We start from the raw sequence: 17,696 nt of genomic DNA, 5'->3' as shown, positions 1-17,696 counted from the left end.
ACCGTCCAGGAAGAGGTCCTGTGCGCCGCGTTCGCGGAGGTTCTGGGCCTGTCGCAGGTCGGCGTGGACGACAACTTCTTCGAGCTGGGCGGGCACTCACTGCTCGCCGTCAAGCTCGTCGAGCACCTGCGGCTCCGCGGAGTTCCGGTGAGCGTGCGGGCGCTGTTCGCCTCGCCGACGGTGGCCGGGCTGGCCGCTGCCGTGGGCGGCGAGGGCCCCGGCATGGTCAAGGTGCCGGAGAACCTGATTCCGGCGGGTGCGGAGGTGATTACTCCGGAGATGCTGCCGTTGGTGGAGCTGTCTTCGGAGGAGATCGCGCGGGTTGTGTCGGCGGTTCCGGGTGGTGCGGCGAACGTCGCCGACATCTATCCGCTGGCGCCGCTCCAGGAGGGTCTGTTCTTCCATCACTTGGTGGGTGCTGAGGACGGGGCTGACGTCTATCTCCAGCAGACGGTCCTGCGGTTCGATTCGCGTGAGCGTCTGGATCAGTTCCTTGGTGCGTTGCAGGCCGTGGTGGGCCGGCACGACATTTTGCGGACCGGTTTCGCGTGGGAGGGCCTGGCCGAGCCGGTGCAGGTCGTGGTGCGTGCGGCGGAGATCCCGGTCGAGGAGACGGTCCTCGATCCGAGGTCCGGTGTGGACGCGGCCGAGCAGTTGCTCGCGGCCTGCGCTCCCACGATGGACATCGGCCGTGCCCCGCTCCTGCGAGCCACGATCGCACCCGACCACGACCTCAACCCCGGTGCTGTCGCCGGCGGTTGGCTGATGGCTCTCCAGAACCACCACCTCGTAGAGGACCACACCGCCCTGGAGCTGCTGCTCGACGAGGTGCGCGTCCATATGCTGGGCCGCGAGGCGGAGTTGCCGGAGCCGGTGCCGTTCCGTGAGTTCGTGGCGCAGGCGCGACTGGGCGTCTCGCGCGCCGAGCACGAGCGGTTCTTCGGCGAGCTCCTGAGCGGCGTCGACGAGCCGACCGCGCCCTACGGCCTCCTGGACGTACAGGGCGACGGCGCCGACGTCGACGAGGTCATGAGCACCATCGACGCGTCCGTGGCCGCCCGTCTGCGGGTGCAGGCACGCCGGTTGGGCGTGAGCCCGGCGACGCTGTTCCACCTGGTGTGGGCACGGGTCGCCGCGGTGACGTCGGGCCGGGATGACGTGGTGTTCGGCAGTGTCATGTTCGGCCGTATGCAGGCGGGCGCGGGCGCGGACCGTACGCCGGGTCTGTTCATCAACACCCTTCCCGTACGTGTTCCCACGGGTCGCGTCACGGTGACCGACGCGGTACGCGGCATGCAGAAGCAGCTCGCGGACCTGCTCGTCCACGAGCACGCCCCGCTGACCATCGCCCAGCAGGCCGCCGGGCTCCCCGCCCGGACGCCTCTGTTCACCTCACTGCTCAACTACCGCCACAACAACGCCGGGGCGGAGCAGCCGGACGGCACCTCGTCCGCCACGCTCCAGGGCGTGGAGCTGCTCTCGGCCCGTGAGCGCACCAACTACCCGCTCACGGTCTCCGTCGACGACGCGGGATCGCGCTTCGACCTCGTCGTACAGGCGGCCGCCCCGATCTCGCCGCAGGCCGTGACCGAGCTGATCCACGCGGCCACCGAGGGCCTGACGACGGCCCTGGAGGAGGAGACCGGCGCGTCCGAGCTGCACCTGGTGCCGGTATTGGGCGAGGCGGACCACCGGCAGCTCCTGGCACAGGGCATCGGTCCGGTGCACGACGTGCCGGAGGCGACACTGCCCGAGCTGCTCGCCGAGCAGGTGGCGCGCACCCCCGACGCGGTCGCGGTGACGTTCGAGGGCGAGCACCTGTCGTACGCGGAGCTGGACGCGCGGTCGAACCGGCTCGCGCGCCTGCTGATCTCCCGCGGTGTCGGCCCGGAGTCGCTGGTGGCCGTCTCCATGGAGCGGTCGGCGGACCTCGCGGTGACGCTGCTCGCGGTGCTCAAGGCCGGCGGCGCGTACGTCCCGGTCGACCCGGCGTACCCCGCCGACCGCATCGCCTACATGTTCCGCGACGCCGAGCCGCTGCTGGTCCTCACCAGCAGCGCGGCCGGACCCGACCTGTCCCTGGTGCCCGGCCTCCCACAGGTCGTCGTCGACGACGAGCGCACGGTGGCGGAGCTCGGGGAACTGGACGCGGGAACCGTCGAGGACTCCGAGCGGTCCGGGCGGCTGTCGCCGTCCCACCCGGCCTACGTCATCTACACGTCGGGGTCGACGGGCCGCCCCAAGGGCGTGGCCGTCCCGCACCGCAACGTTGTGCAGCTGTTCGAGGCGGCGAAGGGCCGGTACGACTTCGGCGCCGAAGACGTCTGGACGTGGTTCCACTCGTTCTCCTTCGACTTCTCGGTCTGGGAACTGTGGGGCCCGCTGCTCCACGGCGGGCGTCTCGTGGTCGTGCCGCACAGCGTCTCCCGGACGCCGGGCGACTTCCTCGGCCTGCTGGTCAGCGAGCGGGTGACCGTGCTGAACCAGACGCCCTCCGCGTTCTACCAGCTGGTCCAGGCCGAGGCGCAGGCCCCGGAGCTGGGCGCCCGGCTTGCCCTTCGGTACGTCGTCTTCGGCGGCGAGGGCCTGGACCACGGACGTCTGACGGACTGGTACACGCGCCACGCCGAGAACGCCCCGGCCCTGGTCAACATGTACGCGCCCACCGAAGCGACGGTGGTCTGCACGGGATACGCGGTGAGCGCCCGCGAAGAGGGCTCCACCGGGGTGCTGCCCATCGGCAGCCCGATGGGGAACACCCGCGCGTACGTCCTCGACGAGGCCCTGCGCCCCGTCCCCAGCGGCGTGCCCGGCGAGCTGTACCTCGCGGGAGCGCAGCTCTCGCGCGGCTATCTGCACCGCCCCGGCCTGACGGCGGAGCGCTTCGTGGCGTGTCCGTTCGGCGGCGCGGGCGAGCGCATGTACCGCACCGGTGACGTCGTCCGATGGCGGGCCGACGGAAACCTGGAGTTCATCGGCCGGGCCGACGACCAGGTGAAGATCCGCGGCTTCCGCATCGAGCTGGGTGAGATCGAGGCGGTACTCGCCTCGCATCCGCTCGTCGGCCAGGCCGCCGTGGTCGTACGCGAGGACACTCCCGGCGACAAGCGACTGGTCGGTTACGTCGCGGCGGACCCGGCGGCGGAGAACAGCGACACGGCGGCGGGCCTGTCCGCCTCCGTCGTCTCCACCGCCGTACGCGGCTACGTCCGGGAGCAGGTGCCCGAGCACATGGTGCCCTCGGCCGTCGTGCTCCTCGACCACCTGCCGCTCACCGTCAACGGAAAGCTGGACCGGCGTGCCCTGCCGGCGCCGGACTATCGCGGCGCCACAACAGGCCGCGCGCCGAGTACGGCGCGGGAGAAGGAACTGTGCGCGCTCTTCGCTGAAGTGCTCGGACTGCCGGAAGTGGGAGTCGACGACTCCTTCTTCGACCTGGGCGGCCACTCGCTGCTGGCGACACGACTGGTGAGCCGTATCCGCACCGCCATGGGCGTGGAGCTGTCGATCCGGGTGCTCTTCGAGTCCCCGACCGCGGCGGGACTCGCGACCCGACTCGAAGCAGGTTCGAAGGCAGGCAGAGCCAGGCCCGCGCTGCGGCCCAGGCAGCGGCCGATGCAGGAGGAGAACTGATGATCCCGTTGTCGTTCGCGCAGCGACGCCTGTGGTTCCTGGGGGAACTCGAAGGCCCGAACCCGACGTACAACGTCCCTGCCGCCCTCCAGCTCACCGGTGAGCTGGACAGGGGCGCACTCCGGGACGCCCTCCGCGACGTGGTGGACCGGCACGAGGTGCTGCGGACCGTCTTCCCCGCGGTCGAGGGCACCCCGCGGCAGCGGATTCTCGACATGGCCGACGTCACCGTCGACCTGCCGGTCACCGAGACGACCGGTGAGGACGAGCTGCGGACAGCTCTCGCGGAGGCCGCGGCCCAGCCGTTCGACCTGACGTGTGACATCCCGTTCCGCGCCAGGCTCTACGCGACCGGGCCGCAGGAGCACGTGCTGCTCCTGGTCATCCACCACATCGCCAGCGACGGCTGGTCCATGGGCCTGCTGGCACGGGACACCTCGACGGCCTACGCGGCGCGGCTCGGCGGCCTGGCGCCGCAGTGGGAGCCGCTGCCCGTCCAGTACGCCGACTACACCCTCTGGCAGCTCGACCTGCTGGGCGACGAGAACGACCCGGAGAGCGTCCTCGCCGAACAGCTCGCCTACTGGCGCACCACCCTGGACGGCCTGCCGGAAGAACTGTCGCTTCCCGCCGACCGCCCGCGCCCGGCCGTGGCGACCCACCGGGGCGACCAGGTCGCCCTGAACATCGACGCGGACCTGCACCACAGGCTGGCCGAGCTCTCACGGGCCAGGGGCGTCACCCTGTACATGACGCTCCAGGCCGGGCTCGCCGCCCTGCTGTCCCGTCTCGGAGCCGGTACGGACATCCCGATCGGCACGCCGATCGCAGGCCGCATGGACGACGCACTCGACGACCTCGTGGGCTTCTTCGTGAACTCGCTCGTCATGCGCACCGACGTCGGCGGCGACCCGTCCTTCGCGGAGCTGCTCGACCGGGTCCGCGACACGGACCTGAACGCCTTCGCCCATCAGGACGTGCCCTTCGAGCGGCTGGTCGAGGAACTCGCGCCCTCCCGCTCGATGGCCCGGCACCCCCTGTTCCAGGTCATGCTGGCGCTCCAGAACAACGCCGAGGTCGTACTCGACCTGCCGGGCCTGGAGGTCGCGCCGCTGCCGTACGGCAGCGCACCGGCCAAGTTCGACCTCTCCTTCGACCTGAGCGAGGAGTTCGACGCCCAGGGCCGACCCGCGGGCCTGCGGGGGTCGGTCACCTATGCCCTGGACCTCTTCGACCGGCCGTCGGTCGAGGCCGTCTGCTCCCGCCTCGTACGCGTACTGGACGCGGTCACATCCGACCCGTCCGTCCGTGTGAGCCGTGTTCCGGTGCTGGACGCGGGGGAGCGCGACCGGGTTCTGCGGGAGTGGAACGCGACCGGTGTCGAGGTGCCGGATGTGACGTTGACGGAGTTGCTGGCGGCGCAGGTGGTGCGTTCGCCGGAGGCGCTTGCGGTCTCGTTCGAGGGCGCTGAGCTGTCGTATGCGGAGTTGGACGCGCGGTCCAACCGCCTTGCGCGGCTGTTGGTGTCGCGTGGTGTGGGTCCGGAGTCGCTGGTCGCGGTGTGCATGGAGCGGTCGGCTGATCTGGTGGTGGCTCTGCTGGCGGTGTTGAAGGCCGGCGGCGCGTACGTACCGGTGGACCCGGAGTACCCGGCCGACCGCATCGCGTACGTACTGGAGGACGCGCGACCGGTGCTGGTGCTGGCGGGTCAGGAGACCCGGGCCGCGCTGGCCGGTGCCGGGGACGCCGTTCCGGTCGTGGATGTGGACGACTCCCGGATCGTCGCTGAATTGATGGCCGCAGCCGATGGCCCCGTTGAGGGCGTCAGGATTTCCTCTTCGCATCCTGCGTATGTGATTTATACGTCGGGTTCGACGGGGCGTCCGAAGGGTGTGGTGGTTCCGCATCGTGGCGTGGTGAATCGTCTGTTGTGGATGCAGGGTGTGTTCGGTCTGGATGGTTCGGACCGGGTGTTGCAGAAGACGCCGTTTGGTTTCGACGTTTCGGTGTGGGAGTTCTTCTGGCCGCTGATCTCGGGTGCGGGGCTGGTGGTGGCCCGTGCGGGGGGTCATCGGGATGCGGCGTATTTGGCGGAGTTGATTCGTCGTGAGGGTGTGACGGTCGCGCATTTCGTGCCGTCGATGCTGCGGGTGTTTGTGGCTGAGCCCGGTGCGGCGTTGTGCGGGGGTCTGCGGTGGGTGGTGTGCAGTGGTGAGGCGTTGCCGGTTGATTTGAGGGACCGGTTCTTCGAGGTGCTGGGGGGTGTGGGTCTGCACAATTTGTATGGGCCCACGGAGGCGTCGGTCGATGTGACGGCGTGGGTGTGTGATGCCGGTGATGGTGGTGTGGTGCCGATCGGGCGTCCGGTGTGGAACACGGGTGTGTTCGTGCTGGATGCCGGTCTTGCGCCGGTGCCGGTGGGTGTCGTGGGTGAGTTGTATCTGTCGGGTGTGCAGTTGGCCCGTGGGTATGTGGGTCGTGCGGGGTTGTCGGCGGAGCGTTTTGTGGCGTGTCCGTTCGGTGCTGCGGGTGAGCGCATGTATCGCACGGGTGATGTGGTGCGTTGGCGTGCTGATGGTGCGCTGGAGTTCATCGGCCGTGCTGACGACCAGGTGAAGGTGCGGGGTTTCCGTATCGAGTTGGGTGAGATCGAGTCGGCGTTGATGGCGCATGGCTCAGTGTCGGCGGTGTCGGTGATCGCGCGTGAGGACGTGCCGGGCGATATGCGCCTGGTGGCGTATGTCGTCGCGGCCGACGGCGAGCCGGTCGATGTGTCGCAGTTGCGGGCGCATGTGGCGGGGGTGCTGCCCGAGTACATGGTGCCGTCCGCCTTCGTGGCGCTGGACGCGCTGCCGCTCTCGGTCAACGGAAAGCTGGACCGTCGTGCGCTGCCCGCCCCCGATTACGCGCCTTCGGGTGCGGGTTCGGGCCGTGCTCCCTCGACCGTCCAGGAAGAGGTTCTGTGCGCCGCGTTCGCGGAGGTTCTGGGCCTGCCGCAGGTTGGCGTCGACGACAACTTCTTCGAACTGGGCGGGCATTCACTGCTCGCCGTGAAGCTGGTCGAGCGGTTGCGGGTGGCGGGTCTGCCGGTGAGCGTGCGGGTCCTGTTCGCCTCGCCGACGGTGGCCGGGCTGGCCGCTGCTGTGGGTGGGGATGGGCCCGGCGCGGTGCAGGTGCCGGAGAACCTGATTCCGGCGGGTGCGGAGGTGATTACTCCGGAGATGCTGCCGTTGGTGGAGCTGTCTTCGGAGGAGATCGCGCGGGTTGTGTCGGCGGTTCCGGGTGGTGCGGCGAACGTCGCCGACATCTATCCGCTGGCCCCGCTCCAGGAGGGTCTGTTCTTCCACCACTTGGTGGGTGCTGAGGACGGGGCTGACGTCTATCTCCAGCAGACGGTCCTGCGGTTCGATTCGCGTGAGCGTCTGGATCAGTTCCTTGGTGCGTTGCAGGCCGTGGTGGGCCGGCACGACATTTTGCGGACCGGTTTCGCATGGGAGGGCCTGGCCGAGCCGGTGCAGGTCGTGGTGCGTGCGGCGGAGATCCCGGTCGAGGAGACGGTCCTCGATCCGAAGTCCGGCGTGGACGCGGCCGAGCAGTTGCTCGCGGCCTGCGCTCCCACGATGGACATCGGCCGTGCCCCGCTCCTGCGAGCCACGATCGCACCCGACCACGACCTCAACCCAGGTGCTGTCGACGGGGGTTGGTTGCTGGCTCTGCAGAACCACCACCTCGTACTGGACCACACCACGATCGACGTGCTGCTGGACGAGGTCGGCACTCTGCTCGCGGACGGGTCGGCGCAACTCCAGGAGCCGGTGCCGTTCCGTGAGTTCGTGGCGCAGGCGCGACTGGGTGTCTCGCGCGCCGAGCACGAGCGGTTCTTCGGCGAACTCCTGAGCGGCATCGACGAGCCGACCGCACCCTACGGCCTCCTCGACCTACAGGGCGACGGAGGCGACATCGCGGAGACGAGCACGACGCTCGACTCCGACCTGGCGGCTCGTCTGCGAGTGCAGGCACGCCGGTTGGGTGTGAGCCCGGCGACGCTGTTCCACCTGGTGTGGGCACGGGTCGCCGCGGTGACGTCGGGCCGTGACGATGTGGTGTTCGGCAGTGTCATGTTCGGCCGTATGCAGGCGGGCGCGGGCGCGGACCGTACGCCGGGTCTGTTCATCAACACCCTTCCCGTACGTGTCCCCACCGGCCGCGTCACCGTGACCGACGCGGTACGCGGCATGCAGAAGCAGCTCGCGGACCTCCTCGTCCACGAACACGCCCCGCTCACCATCGCCCAGCAGGCCGCCGGGCTCCCCGCCCGGACCCCCCTGTTCACCTCACTCCTCAACTACCGCCACGACGCCGGAAGTTCGCCGGACACGTCAACCGGGAACGCGGCACTCCAAGGTGTCCGTCTCCTCTCGGCACACGAGCGCACGAACTACCCCATCGCCGTCTCGATCGACGACATGGGCGACGATTTCGGCGTCACCGTCCAGGCGGCGGCATCCGTCGACCCCGGGGCGGTCTGCGCCCTGGTCGGGACGGTCGCCGAGAGCATGGTCCTGGCACTCGAGGCGGAGAGCGCGACGGACCTGTGCCGTCTCAGGGCCCTCGGAAAGAGCGAACGGCACCGCGTTCTCGAGACATGGAACGACACGGCGGCGGAGTCGCCCCGGACGGACCTTCCCGAGCTGTTCCGCGCCCAGGTGTCGAGGGCACCCGACGCCGTCGCCCTCGTCTTCGAGGGCACGGAGCTGACGTACGCGGAGCTCGACGCGCGAGCGACGCGATGGGGCCATGAGCTCGCCGCGCACGGCGTCGGCCCGGAGCGGCTGGTGGCGATCGCGCTGCCGCGTTCACCTGAGATGGTGGTGGCGGCCCTGGCGGTGCTGAAGGCGGGCGGCGCCTACGTGCCCATCGACCCAAGCCATCCCGCCGAGCGCATCGCCTACGCACTGGACGACGCCCGACCGGCGGTACTGCTGACGACCGCGTCTCTCGCGACGAAGCTTCCGCGCGGGACCTCGGGCCCGGCCACCCTCCTGATCGACGACCTGGACGCAGGCAACGCGTCCAGCGGCACCGGGCCTGCCGCGCCGGCGGCTCTGCCGTCCCACCCCGCGTACGTGATCTACACCTCCGGCTCGACCGGCCGGCCCAAGGGCGTCGTCGTCAGCAGGCGGTCGGCGGCGGAGTTCGCGACCCGTATCGCCGAGGCGTACCGGATCGGTGAGCGGGACCGCGTCCTCGGCCTGGCCGCCTTCACCTTCGACGTCTCCGTCTTCGAGGTGTTCGCCACCCTCCTGGCCGGGGCGACCCTGGTCCTGGTGGGCGACGAGGACCGGCTCAACGCCGAGCGTCTGCAGGACCTCATGGCCGAACAGCGGGTGACCGTGGCGGAACTTCCGCCCGTGCTGCTGCCCCTGCTGCGCGCCGACGAACTCCCCTCACTGCGGCTGCTGTCCACCGGAGGCGACGCCCCGGCAGGGCGTCTCGTCGACCAATGGGCGCTGGAAGGACGGGAGTTCTGGAACGGCTACGGCCCGACCGAGGCCACGGTGGCCGTCACGCTGATGCAGTGCCGGCCGCCGTCCCGCGGTGTGGCACCGCCGATCGGCCGACCGCTCACCAACACGCGGGTGTTCGTGCTGGACGCCGGCCTCGAACCGGTGCCGGTGGGCGTCGCGGGCGAGCTGTACGTCGCGGGTGCGCAGCTGGCGCGCGGCTACCTGGGCCGCCCGGGGTTGTCGGCGGAGCGCTTTGTGGCGTGCCCGTTCGGCGCTGCGGGTGAGCGCATGTACCGCACCGGTGACGTCGTGCGCTGGCGGGCCGACGGAAACCTGGAGTTCATCGGCCGCGCCGACGACCAGGTGAAGATCCGTGGTTTCCGCATCGAGCTCGGCGAGATCGAGACGGTGCTGGTCTCGCACGCCTCGGTCGCCCAGGTCTCCGTGATCGCGCGTGAGGACGTACCGGGGGACAAGCGCCTGGTGGCGTATGTCGTCGCGGCCGATGGTGAGCCGGTCGATGTGTCGCAGTTGCGGGCGCATGTGGCGGGAGTGTTGCCCGAGTACATGGTTCCCTCGGCGTTCGTCGTCCTGGACGCGCTGCCGCTCTCGGTCAACGGAAAGCTGGACCGGCGTGCGCTGCCGGCCCCCGATTACGCGCCTTCGGGTGCGGGTCGTGCTCCCTCGACCGTGCAGGAGGAGGTTCTGTGCGCCGCGTTCGCGGAGGTTCTGGGTCTGCCGCAGGTCGGGGTGGACGACAACTTCTTCGAGCTGGGTGGGCATTCGCTGTTGGCGGTGCGTCTGGTGAGCCGGATTCGTTCGGTGCTGGGTGTCGAGGTTGGTGTGCGGGCGTTGTTCGAGGCGCCTTCGGTGGCGTTGTTGGCGGAGCGGTTGTCGGGTGCTGTGGGTGCGCGTCCGGCGTTGGTGTCGCGGGTGCGTCCTGAGTTGGTTCCGTTGTCGTTCGCGCAGCAGCGTCTTTGGTTCCTGGGGGAGTTGGAGGGGCCGAACGCGACGTACAACATTCCGGCTGGTATCCGGTTGTCGGGTCCGGTGGATGTGGTGGCGTTGGAGGGTGCGCTGCGGGATGTGGTGGAGCGGCACGAGGTGCTGCGGACCGTGTTCCCCACGGTCGAAGGCACCCCGCGCCAGCACGTCCTGGGCATTGACGAAGCCGATGTCCGGCTGACGGTCTCGCGCATCGCCCCGGAGGAACTGGAGGCGGCGACGGCCCGAGCGTCCGCGCACACATTTGATCTGTCGGTGGATGTTCCGATCCGGGCGTGGTTGTTGTCCGTGGGTGCGCAGGAGCATGTGCTGGTGCTTGTGTTGCATCACGTGGCGGGCGACGGATGGTCGATGGCTCCGTTGGCGCGTGATGTGTCGCAGGCGTACGCGGCACGTTGTGCGGGCGCCGTTCCGGACTGGTCTGCGTTGCCGGTGCAGTACGCGGATTACACGTTGTGGCAGCGGGAGCTGCTGGGCGTGGAGAGCGACCCGGAGAGCCTGATGTCGCGTCAGGTCGCGTACTGGCGTGAGGCGTTGGCGGGTGTGCCGGATGAGCTGGTGTTGCCGGTGGACCGGGCGCGTCCTGCGGTGGCCTCGCACGAGGGTGCGTCGGTGCGGCTGGAGGTTCCCGCTGGTGTGCATGAGCGGCTGGTGGAGGTTGCCCGTGCGCATGGGGTGACGGTCTTCATGGTGTTGCAGGCCGGTCTGGCGGCGTTGTTGAGCCGGCTGGGTGCGGGTGAGGATGTGCCGGTGGGTGTGCCGGTGGCGGGGCGCTCGGACGAGGCGTTGGAGGACCTGGTCGGGTTCTTCGTCAATACGCTGGTGATGCGGACCGATGTCAGTGGCGATCCGTCGTTCTCGGAGCTCCTTGAGCGGGTACGGGAGTCCTCCCTCGGCGCGTACGCGCACCAGGACGTGCCGTTCGAGCGGCTGGTCGAAGACCTCGCCCCCACCCGCTCCATGGCCAGGCCGCCGCTGTTCCAGATCCTGCTGGCCCTGCAGAACAACGCGGAGGCAGCGCTCGACTTCCCCGGCCTCCGGGCCGAGGCCATGTCCTCGGGCCACGTGTCGGCCAAGTTCGACCTGGAGTTCGGTCTCAGCGAGCGGTTCGGCCCGCAGGACCGTCCCGCCGGTCTGGACGGCGGCATCGTCTACGCCACGGACCTCTTCGACCGTTCGACGGTCGAGGCCGTGGCCGAGCGCTACACCAGGCTCCTGGACGCCGTCACATCCGCTCCGTCGCTGCCGCTCAGCCGGGTGGAGATCCTGGCGGACGAGGAACGCAAGTGGCTCCTCGACGGGTGGAACGACACGGCGTACGACGTGCCCGACGCGACCCTCCCCGAGCTGCTTCGGGCACAGGCCGAGCGGAGCCCCGACGCGGTCGCGGTCCTCTTCGAGGACACCGAGTCCGAAGCCGAGGCCGGTACCGGACGCACTGAGCGCACCGGTCACACCAGTCACACCGAACTCACCTACGCCCAGCTCGAAGGCCGTGCCAACCGGCTCGCCCGGCTGCTCATGGCACAGGGAGTGGGACCGGAGACCCTGGTCGCCGTCTGCATGGAGCGTTCCCCGGACCTGGTCGTCGCTCTGCTCGCGGTGCTCAAGGCCGGTGGCGCGTACGTTCCGGTGGACCCCGAGTACCCGGCCGACCGCATCGCGTACGTGCTGCGGGACGCCCGCCCCGCGGCCGTCCTCACCAGCCTGGCCACCGACGCGGTCCTGCCCGTCGACGAGGACACCGCGCGGATCGTCGTCGACGCCCCGCCGACCGCGACCCTGCTGGCCGAGCTCGGTGCCGAAGCCGTGACCGACGCGGAACGCCGGAGCCCGCTGCTCCCGGACCACCCCGCCTACGTCATCTACACCTCGGGCTCGACCGGCCGCCCCAAGGGCGTCGCCGTCCCGCACCGGGCGGTGGCCAACTTCGTCGCCGCGATGGGCGACCGGTTCGCCCTGGACACCCGGGACCGGCTGCTCGCGGTCACCACCGTGGCCTTCGACATCCATGTCCTGGAGCTCTATGTGCCGCTGCTCGCGGGAGCGGGCGTGGCCGTGGCGACGCGCCCGGCGGTCCGCGACCCGCGCGTCCTCGCGGCACTGATCAGGCGGCTCGGCATCACGGTCATGCAGGCCACGCCGACCCTGTGGCAGGCGCTGCTCGACGAGCACGCCGACGCGGTACGCGACGTACGCATCCTGGTGGGAGGCGAGGCACTGCCGCCCGCACTGGCCGCCCTCATGTGTGAGACGTCGACATCGGTGACCAACCTCTACGGTCCCACCGAGGTGACGGTCTGGGCGACGGTGGCCGAGCCGGCCGACGACGGCCCCGGTGCCGTCCCGTCGATCGGGCTCCCGGTCCGCAACACCCGGGCGTACGTCCTGGACGCCGCGCTCAGGCCGGTGCCCGTCGGCGTGGCCGGCGAGCTGTATCTGGCGGGTACCCAGCTGGCACGGGGCTACTTCGGCCGTCCCGGACTGACCGCCGAACGCTTCGTGGCATGTCCGTACGGCGCGCCGGGCGCGTTGATGTACCGCACGGGAGACCTGGCGCGCCGCAGGAAGGACGGCCGCCTCGAATACGTCTCCAGGGTGGACGAGCAGGTGAAGATCCGGGGCTTCCGGATCGAACTCGGTGAGATCGAGGCCGGACTCGAAGCCCATGACCGGGTGGCCCGCGCCGCCGTCGTCGCCCGCCCCGACGGCAGCGGCTCGCAGCAGCTCGTCGCCTACGTGGCCCCCAGCTCCAAAACGGAGGCACGGGAACGGGACCCGCGCGACGAGGAGCGGCAGGTCGAGGACTGGCAGAACGTGTACGACGCGCTCTACCGGGAGATGACACCGGGCGGCCCGGGCGGCCCGGGCGGCCCGGACGGCGCGGACGGCCCGGCGGAACTCGGTGAGGACTTCACGGTCTGGACCAGTACCTACGACGGCAGCCGCATCCCGCTGGACCACATGCGGGAATGGCGGGCCAACACGGTGGACCGGATCATGGACCTGAAGCCGCGCCGCGTCCTCGAACTGGGAGTCGGCAACGGCCTCCTGCTGACCCACATCGCGCCCCGCTGCGAGGCGTACTGGGGCACCGACGTCTCGACCGCTGCGGTGGACGCGCTCGGCGAGGGAATCCGGCGGCGTCCGGAACTCCGCGACCGGGTCCGGCTGCTGGCACAGGCCGCCGATGTCACCGACGGCCTGCCGCGCGACTACTTCGACACGGTCGTCGTCAACTCGGTGATCCAGTACTTCCCGAACGCGGACTACCTCGTCCAGGTGCTGCGCAACGCGATGGACCTGCTGGCACCCGGCGGCCGGATCTTCGTCGGGGACGTCCGCAACCTCCGGCTCCACCGCTGCCTCGCGACCGCCGTCGCGCTGCACCGGCACGAGCCGGGCAGCGGCACGGAGGACGTCCGCCGCGCGGTCGACCAGCTGCTGGCCACCGAGAAGGAACTTCTGGTCGACCCCGACTTCTTCCCCGCTCTCGGCGCCGCGTCGAAGGTGCCGTCGGTGGCCGAGATCCTGGTCAAGCGGGGCGTGCACCACCACGAGATGTCCCGGCACCGGTACGACGTCGTACTGTCCAAGGAGCCGGTTCCCTCGGCGGCCTCGGCGGCCTCGGCGGCTTCGGCGGCTTCGGCGGCTTCGGCGGGCGACCGCCCGGCCGAGACGGTCTGGCGCTGGGGCACGGACGTACACGGCCTTGACGACCTCGCGGAACGTCTGCGGTCCGGGCGGCCCGCGACCCTGCGGGTGACCTCGGTGCCGCACCGGGGCCTGGCCGGGGAACTCGCGGCACTCCGCGCCCTCGACGCGGGCGCGACGCCCGACGAGGCGCTCGCCGCGCTGCGGTCCTGCGACCCCGCCCCCGACTCCGCCCCCGCGCACGGGCACGGCCCCGCCGTGGACGCCGAGGAGCTGTACCTGCTGGGCGCGGATCTCGGCTACCGGACCGCCGTCACCGTGGGCGGTACCGACGACGGGGCCATGGAAGCGGTGTTCGAGGACCCGGCGCGGGTCGCCGGACACCCCGACCTGCCGGTGCGGGCGTACCGGCCCGCGGACACCGGCTGGAACCACCGCCACCACCCCGTGGAGCCCGTTCGGGAGGACCTCGCCGCGTACACCAACAACCCGCTGGCCCGCCGCGAGGGCGGCACGCTGGTCACCGCGCTCCGTGAGCACCTGCGGGACCGGCTGCCCGAGTACATGGTGCCCTCGGCGTTCGTCGTCCTCGAAGCGCTGCCGCAGACCGCCAACGGCAAGCTCGACCGGCGCGCGCTGCCGGCCCCCGACCACGCGGCGACGGTCTCCGGCCGGGCTCCCTCGTCGGTGCAGGAAGAGATTCTGTGCGGGGTCTTCGCCGAGGTGCTGGGCCTGCCGCAGGTCGGCGTGGACGACAACTTCTTCGAGCTGGGCGGCCACTCCCTCCTCGGCGTGCGGCTCGCGGGCCGCGTCCAGTCCGTGCTGGGCGTCGAGGTCAACATCCGCACCCTGTTCGAGGCGCCGACCGTCGAGGCGCTCGCGCGGCGGCTGACGGACACCGGGCTGACCGCGGAGACCCTCGGGGTCCTGCTGCCGATCCGTGCGCGCGGAGACCGCGCGCCCTGGTTCTGCGTCCACCCCGCGGGCGGAGCCGGCTGGTGCTACGCGCCGCTGTCCCGCCATGTCTCCCCGGACCAGCCGCTGTACGGCATCCAGGCCCGCGGCCTCGGACCCGTACCGGAGGAGCTGCCCTCCACCCTGGCGGCCATGGCCGCGGACTATGTCAAGCAGATCCGCACCGTCCAGAAGTCCGGCCCGTACCACCTTCTCGGCTGGTCCTTCGGTGGAATCGTCGCCCATGAGATGGCCGTCCAGCTCCAGGCCGACGGCCACGAGGTCGCCTCGCTGGTGATCATGGACGCGTACCCGATGACGGAACGGGAGGCGGCCGAGGACTCCGGACCCGTCGACCTCGACGAAGTGGTGGTCCAGGGCGCGGGACGGTTCGGTGCCGCACTGTCGCAGGAGGAGATCGACCGCTTCGCCCGGGTCATCGCCAACAACGCCCGCATCCAGCGCGCCCACACGCCGGGTGCCTACGAAGGTGACGCGCTCCTGGTCGTGGCGGCCGAGGACCGCGCGGAGAGCGGCGCCGGAGCCCACCTGTGGAAGCCGTACGTGTCCGGCACGACGGCGGAGACCGAACTCCCGTGCAGCCATGACGACATGGCGCACCCGGACATGCTGCATCGCGTCTGGGCGGCCGCGACCGCGCGGCCGACCCGGAACAACGGCCGGCGATCCTGGCCGTCCGAGCAAAGAGGAACAGAGTGAAAATATCGGACAAGCGTCACTACTCCCTGCTCTGTCCGTTGTGCGGGCTCACGCAGACGGACGACGGGCTGACGCTCTCCTGTGCCGGCGATCACGCGCCCGCACTGCTGCAAACGCGGTACGAGCAGGCGCGGTTCACCCCGGCCGAGGAGGAAGAGGGCATCTTCAGATACCGCTCGTGGCTGCCGGTCACCCGGTCGCTGGCCGGGGCGGGACGCACGGCGGTGCTGCGCAGTGAGCGGCTCTCCCGTCACCTCGGACTGCCCGGTCTGCGGATCGCCTTCAACGGCTACTGGCCGGAGAAGGGGGCGGAACTGGAGACGGGCACGTTCAAGGAGCTGGAGGCATACACGGTCCTCGGCCGCCTGCCCGAGGAACCGACCGTGCTGGTCGTCGCCTCCGCCGGGAACACCGCGGCGGCCTTCGCCGCCGTCTGCTCGCGGTACGAGGTCCCCTGCCTCCTGATCATCCCCGAGACGGGGCTCGGCCGGCTCCGGCTGCGGGAACCCCTGCACCCGTGCGTGCGGCTGGTCGTGGTGGAGGACGCCGACTACACGGACGCGATCGCCCTCTCCGAAGAAGTGGCCAAGTGGCCCGGGTTCACGCTGGAGGGCGGGGTGCGCAACGTGGCCCGCCGTGACGGGCTCGGCACCGTGATGTACGCGGCGGCGGAGGAGTCGGGCGAGCTGCCCGAGTACTACTTCCAGGCGGTGGGCAGCGCCGCGGGGGCGATCGCCGTGCACGAGGCCGCCAAGCGCGTACGCCTGGCGTCCGGGACCGAGGGCCGCGCCCTGCCCCGGCTGATGCTCTCCCAGAACGACGTGTTCGCGCCCATCCACCGTGCTTGGCTCGGCGGCACACGCGACTTCGCGCCGAGGGACGACGACAGGTTCGCCGTGCGCGGCGCCTTCGCGGACGAACTGACGAATCGATGTCCCCCCTATTCGGTGCACTCGGGCGTCTTCGACGTGCTGACCGAGAGCGACGGGGACGTGCTCGCGGTCGACGGCCCCTCGGCGGTGGCGGCACGCGACCTCTTCAGGGACCTGGAATCGATCGACCTGGAGCCGGCCGCGGCCGTCGCGGCGGCGTCACTCTTCTCCGCCGTCGGGTCGGGCGCAATCCCGCGTGACGCGACCGTGCTCCTGAACGTCACGGGCGGCGGCAGGGCCAGACTGGCCCGCGACCACACACTGCTGGCGGCCGAGCCCCGACTGCGGGTCCGGCTGGACGGCGGCTCCCACGACGAGGCACTGGCCGCGATCGGCGACCTGTTCGCCCCCGCGGCGGCCGGCGGCGTGTCGGGGAGCGGCTGGTGAGCCCGGTCAGCGAGCGCACGGCGGAGATGGTCGAGGCTCTGCGGAGCCGCATCGGCGGTACGCGGTCGGCTGCGGGAGCGGACGGCCCGGAGCCGTGGCAGGAGGCGGAGGACGTCCTCGCCTCCTTCCTGGGCCATTCCGACCTGCTGACCCCCGAGCAGTGGGAGGCCGACCCGCAGAGCTACCGCCAGCACCTGCTGCACGCCGACCCGGACGACGGCTTCTCCGTCGTGGCCCTGGTCTGGCTGCCGGGCCAGCGGACACCCGTCCACGACCATGTGGCCTGGTGCGTGGTCGGGGTGCACCACGGCGAGGAGGAAGAGGAACACTTCCGGATCTGCGACGACGAGCAGGGCACCCACCTCGTACTGGTGGCGCGCAGCGTGAACCCCGAGGGATCGGTGACGTCCGTGCAGCCGCCCGGCGACATCCACCTCGTCCACAACCGGACCGAAGGCAAGGTGATCTCGGTCCACATCTACGGAGCGGACCTGACAGCCCGGGGCTCGAGCATCCGCCGCTGCTACGACATGCCGATCCGTAGCGCGCACCCCTGACACACCCGCACACCCGACACAGACGAGGAGGCGCGGCCCGACAACTCCGTCCGGGCGGCGCCTCGCGTCACGGCGGGCGCAGGAGGCGCGGCGGCATCGACGTCAAGAACTGGCGTACTGCACCGGAGACTTCGGGCGGCGATTTGCTTTCCGGGGGAGAGCCGCGCGACGAGCACGCGACGAAGCTGTTGGCGGTGACGAAGACTGTCGAGGGTGCCGTCGCAAGTACCGACGCCTGCACAGGGCCGGGCATCTTCCGCTGGCTCGTGGAACGGACCATCTCCTGGCTGTACGGCTTCCGCCGCCTACGCGCGGGCGAAGTCGACGGCGAGCGTCGCGGCATACAG

Annotated in this window: 4 protein-coding genes; all 4 read left to right on the top strand. The window is 70.8% G+C overall.

The window, feature by feature from the left end; all coding sequences use genetic code 11:
* Nucleotides 1–3,633 (top strand): amino acid adenylation domain-containing protein (locus AB0N81_RS18655; protein WP_365359481.1); only part of this gene is annotated, 3,633 nt, incomplete at its 5' end.
* Nucleotides 3,633–15,473: an amino acid adenylation domain-containing protein gene (locus tag AB0N81_RS18650; protein ID WP_365359479.1), complete on the top strand. Its 11,841-nt coding sequence runs from the start codon at nucleotides 3,633–3,635 to the stop codon at nucleotides 15,471–15,473. The genes AB0N81_RS18655 and AB0N81_RS18650, both read left to right, overlap by 1 nt.
* Nucleotides 15,470–16,792 carry a cysteate synthase gene (locus tag AB0N81_RS18645; protein WP_365359477.1) on the top strand — a complete coding sequence of 441 codons (1,323 nt, stop codon included), beginning with the start codon at nucleotides 15,470–15,472 and terminating at the stop codon, nucleotides 16,790–16,792. Before AB0N81_RS18650 ends, AB0N81_RS18645 begins: the two co-directional genes overlap by 4 nt.
* The gene (locus AB0N81_RS18640) at nucleotides 16,789–17,349 is read left to right on the top strand and encodes a cysteine dioxygenase family protein (RefSeq protein ID WP_365359475.1); all 561 of its coding nucleotides are present in this window, start codon (nucleotides 16,789–16,791) and stop codon (nucleotides 17,347–17,349) included. The genes AB0N81_RS18645 and AB0N81_RS18640 overlap by 4 nt, the downstream gene beginning before the upstream one ends.
* Nucleotides 17,350–17,696 lie beyond the last annotated feature (347 nt).

Source organism: Streptomyces sp. NPDC093510 (assembly GCF_040683555.1).
In the GTDB taxonomy this organism is placed as follows: Bacteria; Actinomycetota; Actinomycetes; order Streptomycetales; family Streptomycetaceae; genus Streptomyces.
Note: the sequence above shows the minus strand (reverse complement) of the source record. Positions and strands in the feature narration are given on the sequence as shown.

Coding starts and splice junctions, on each gene's coding strand:
- AB0N81_RS18650 (WP_365359479.1), top strand. CDS start 3,633: ATGATCCCGTTGTCGTTCGCGCAGCGACGCCTGTGGTTCCTGGGGGAA.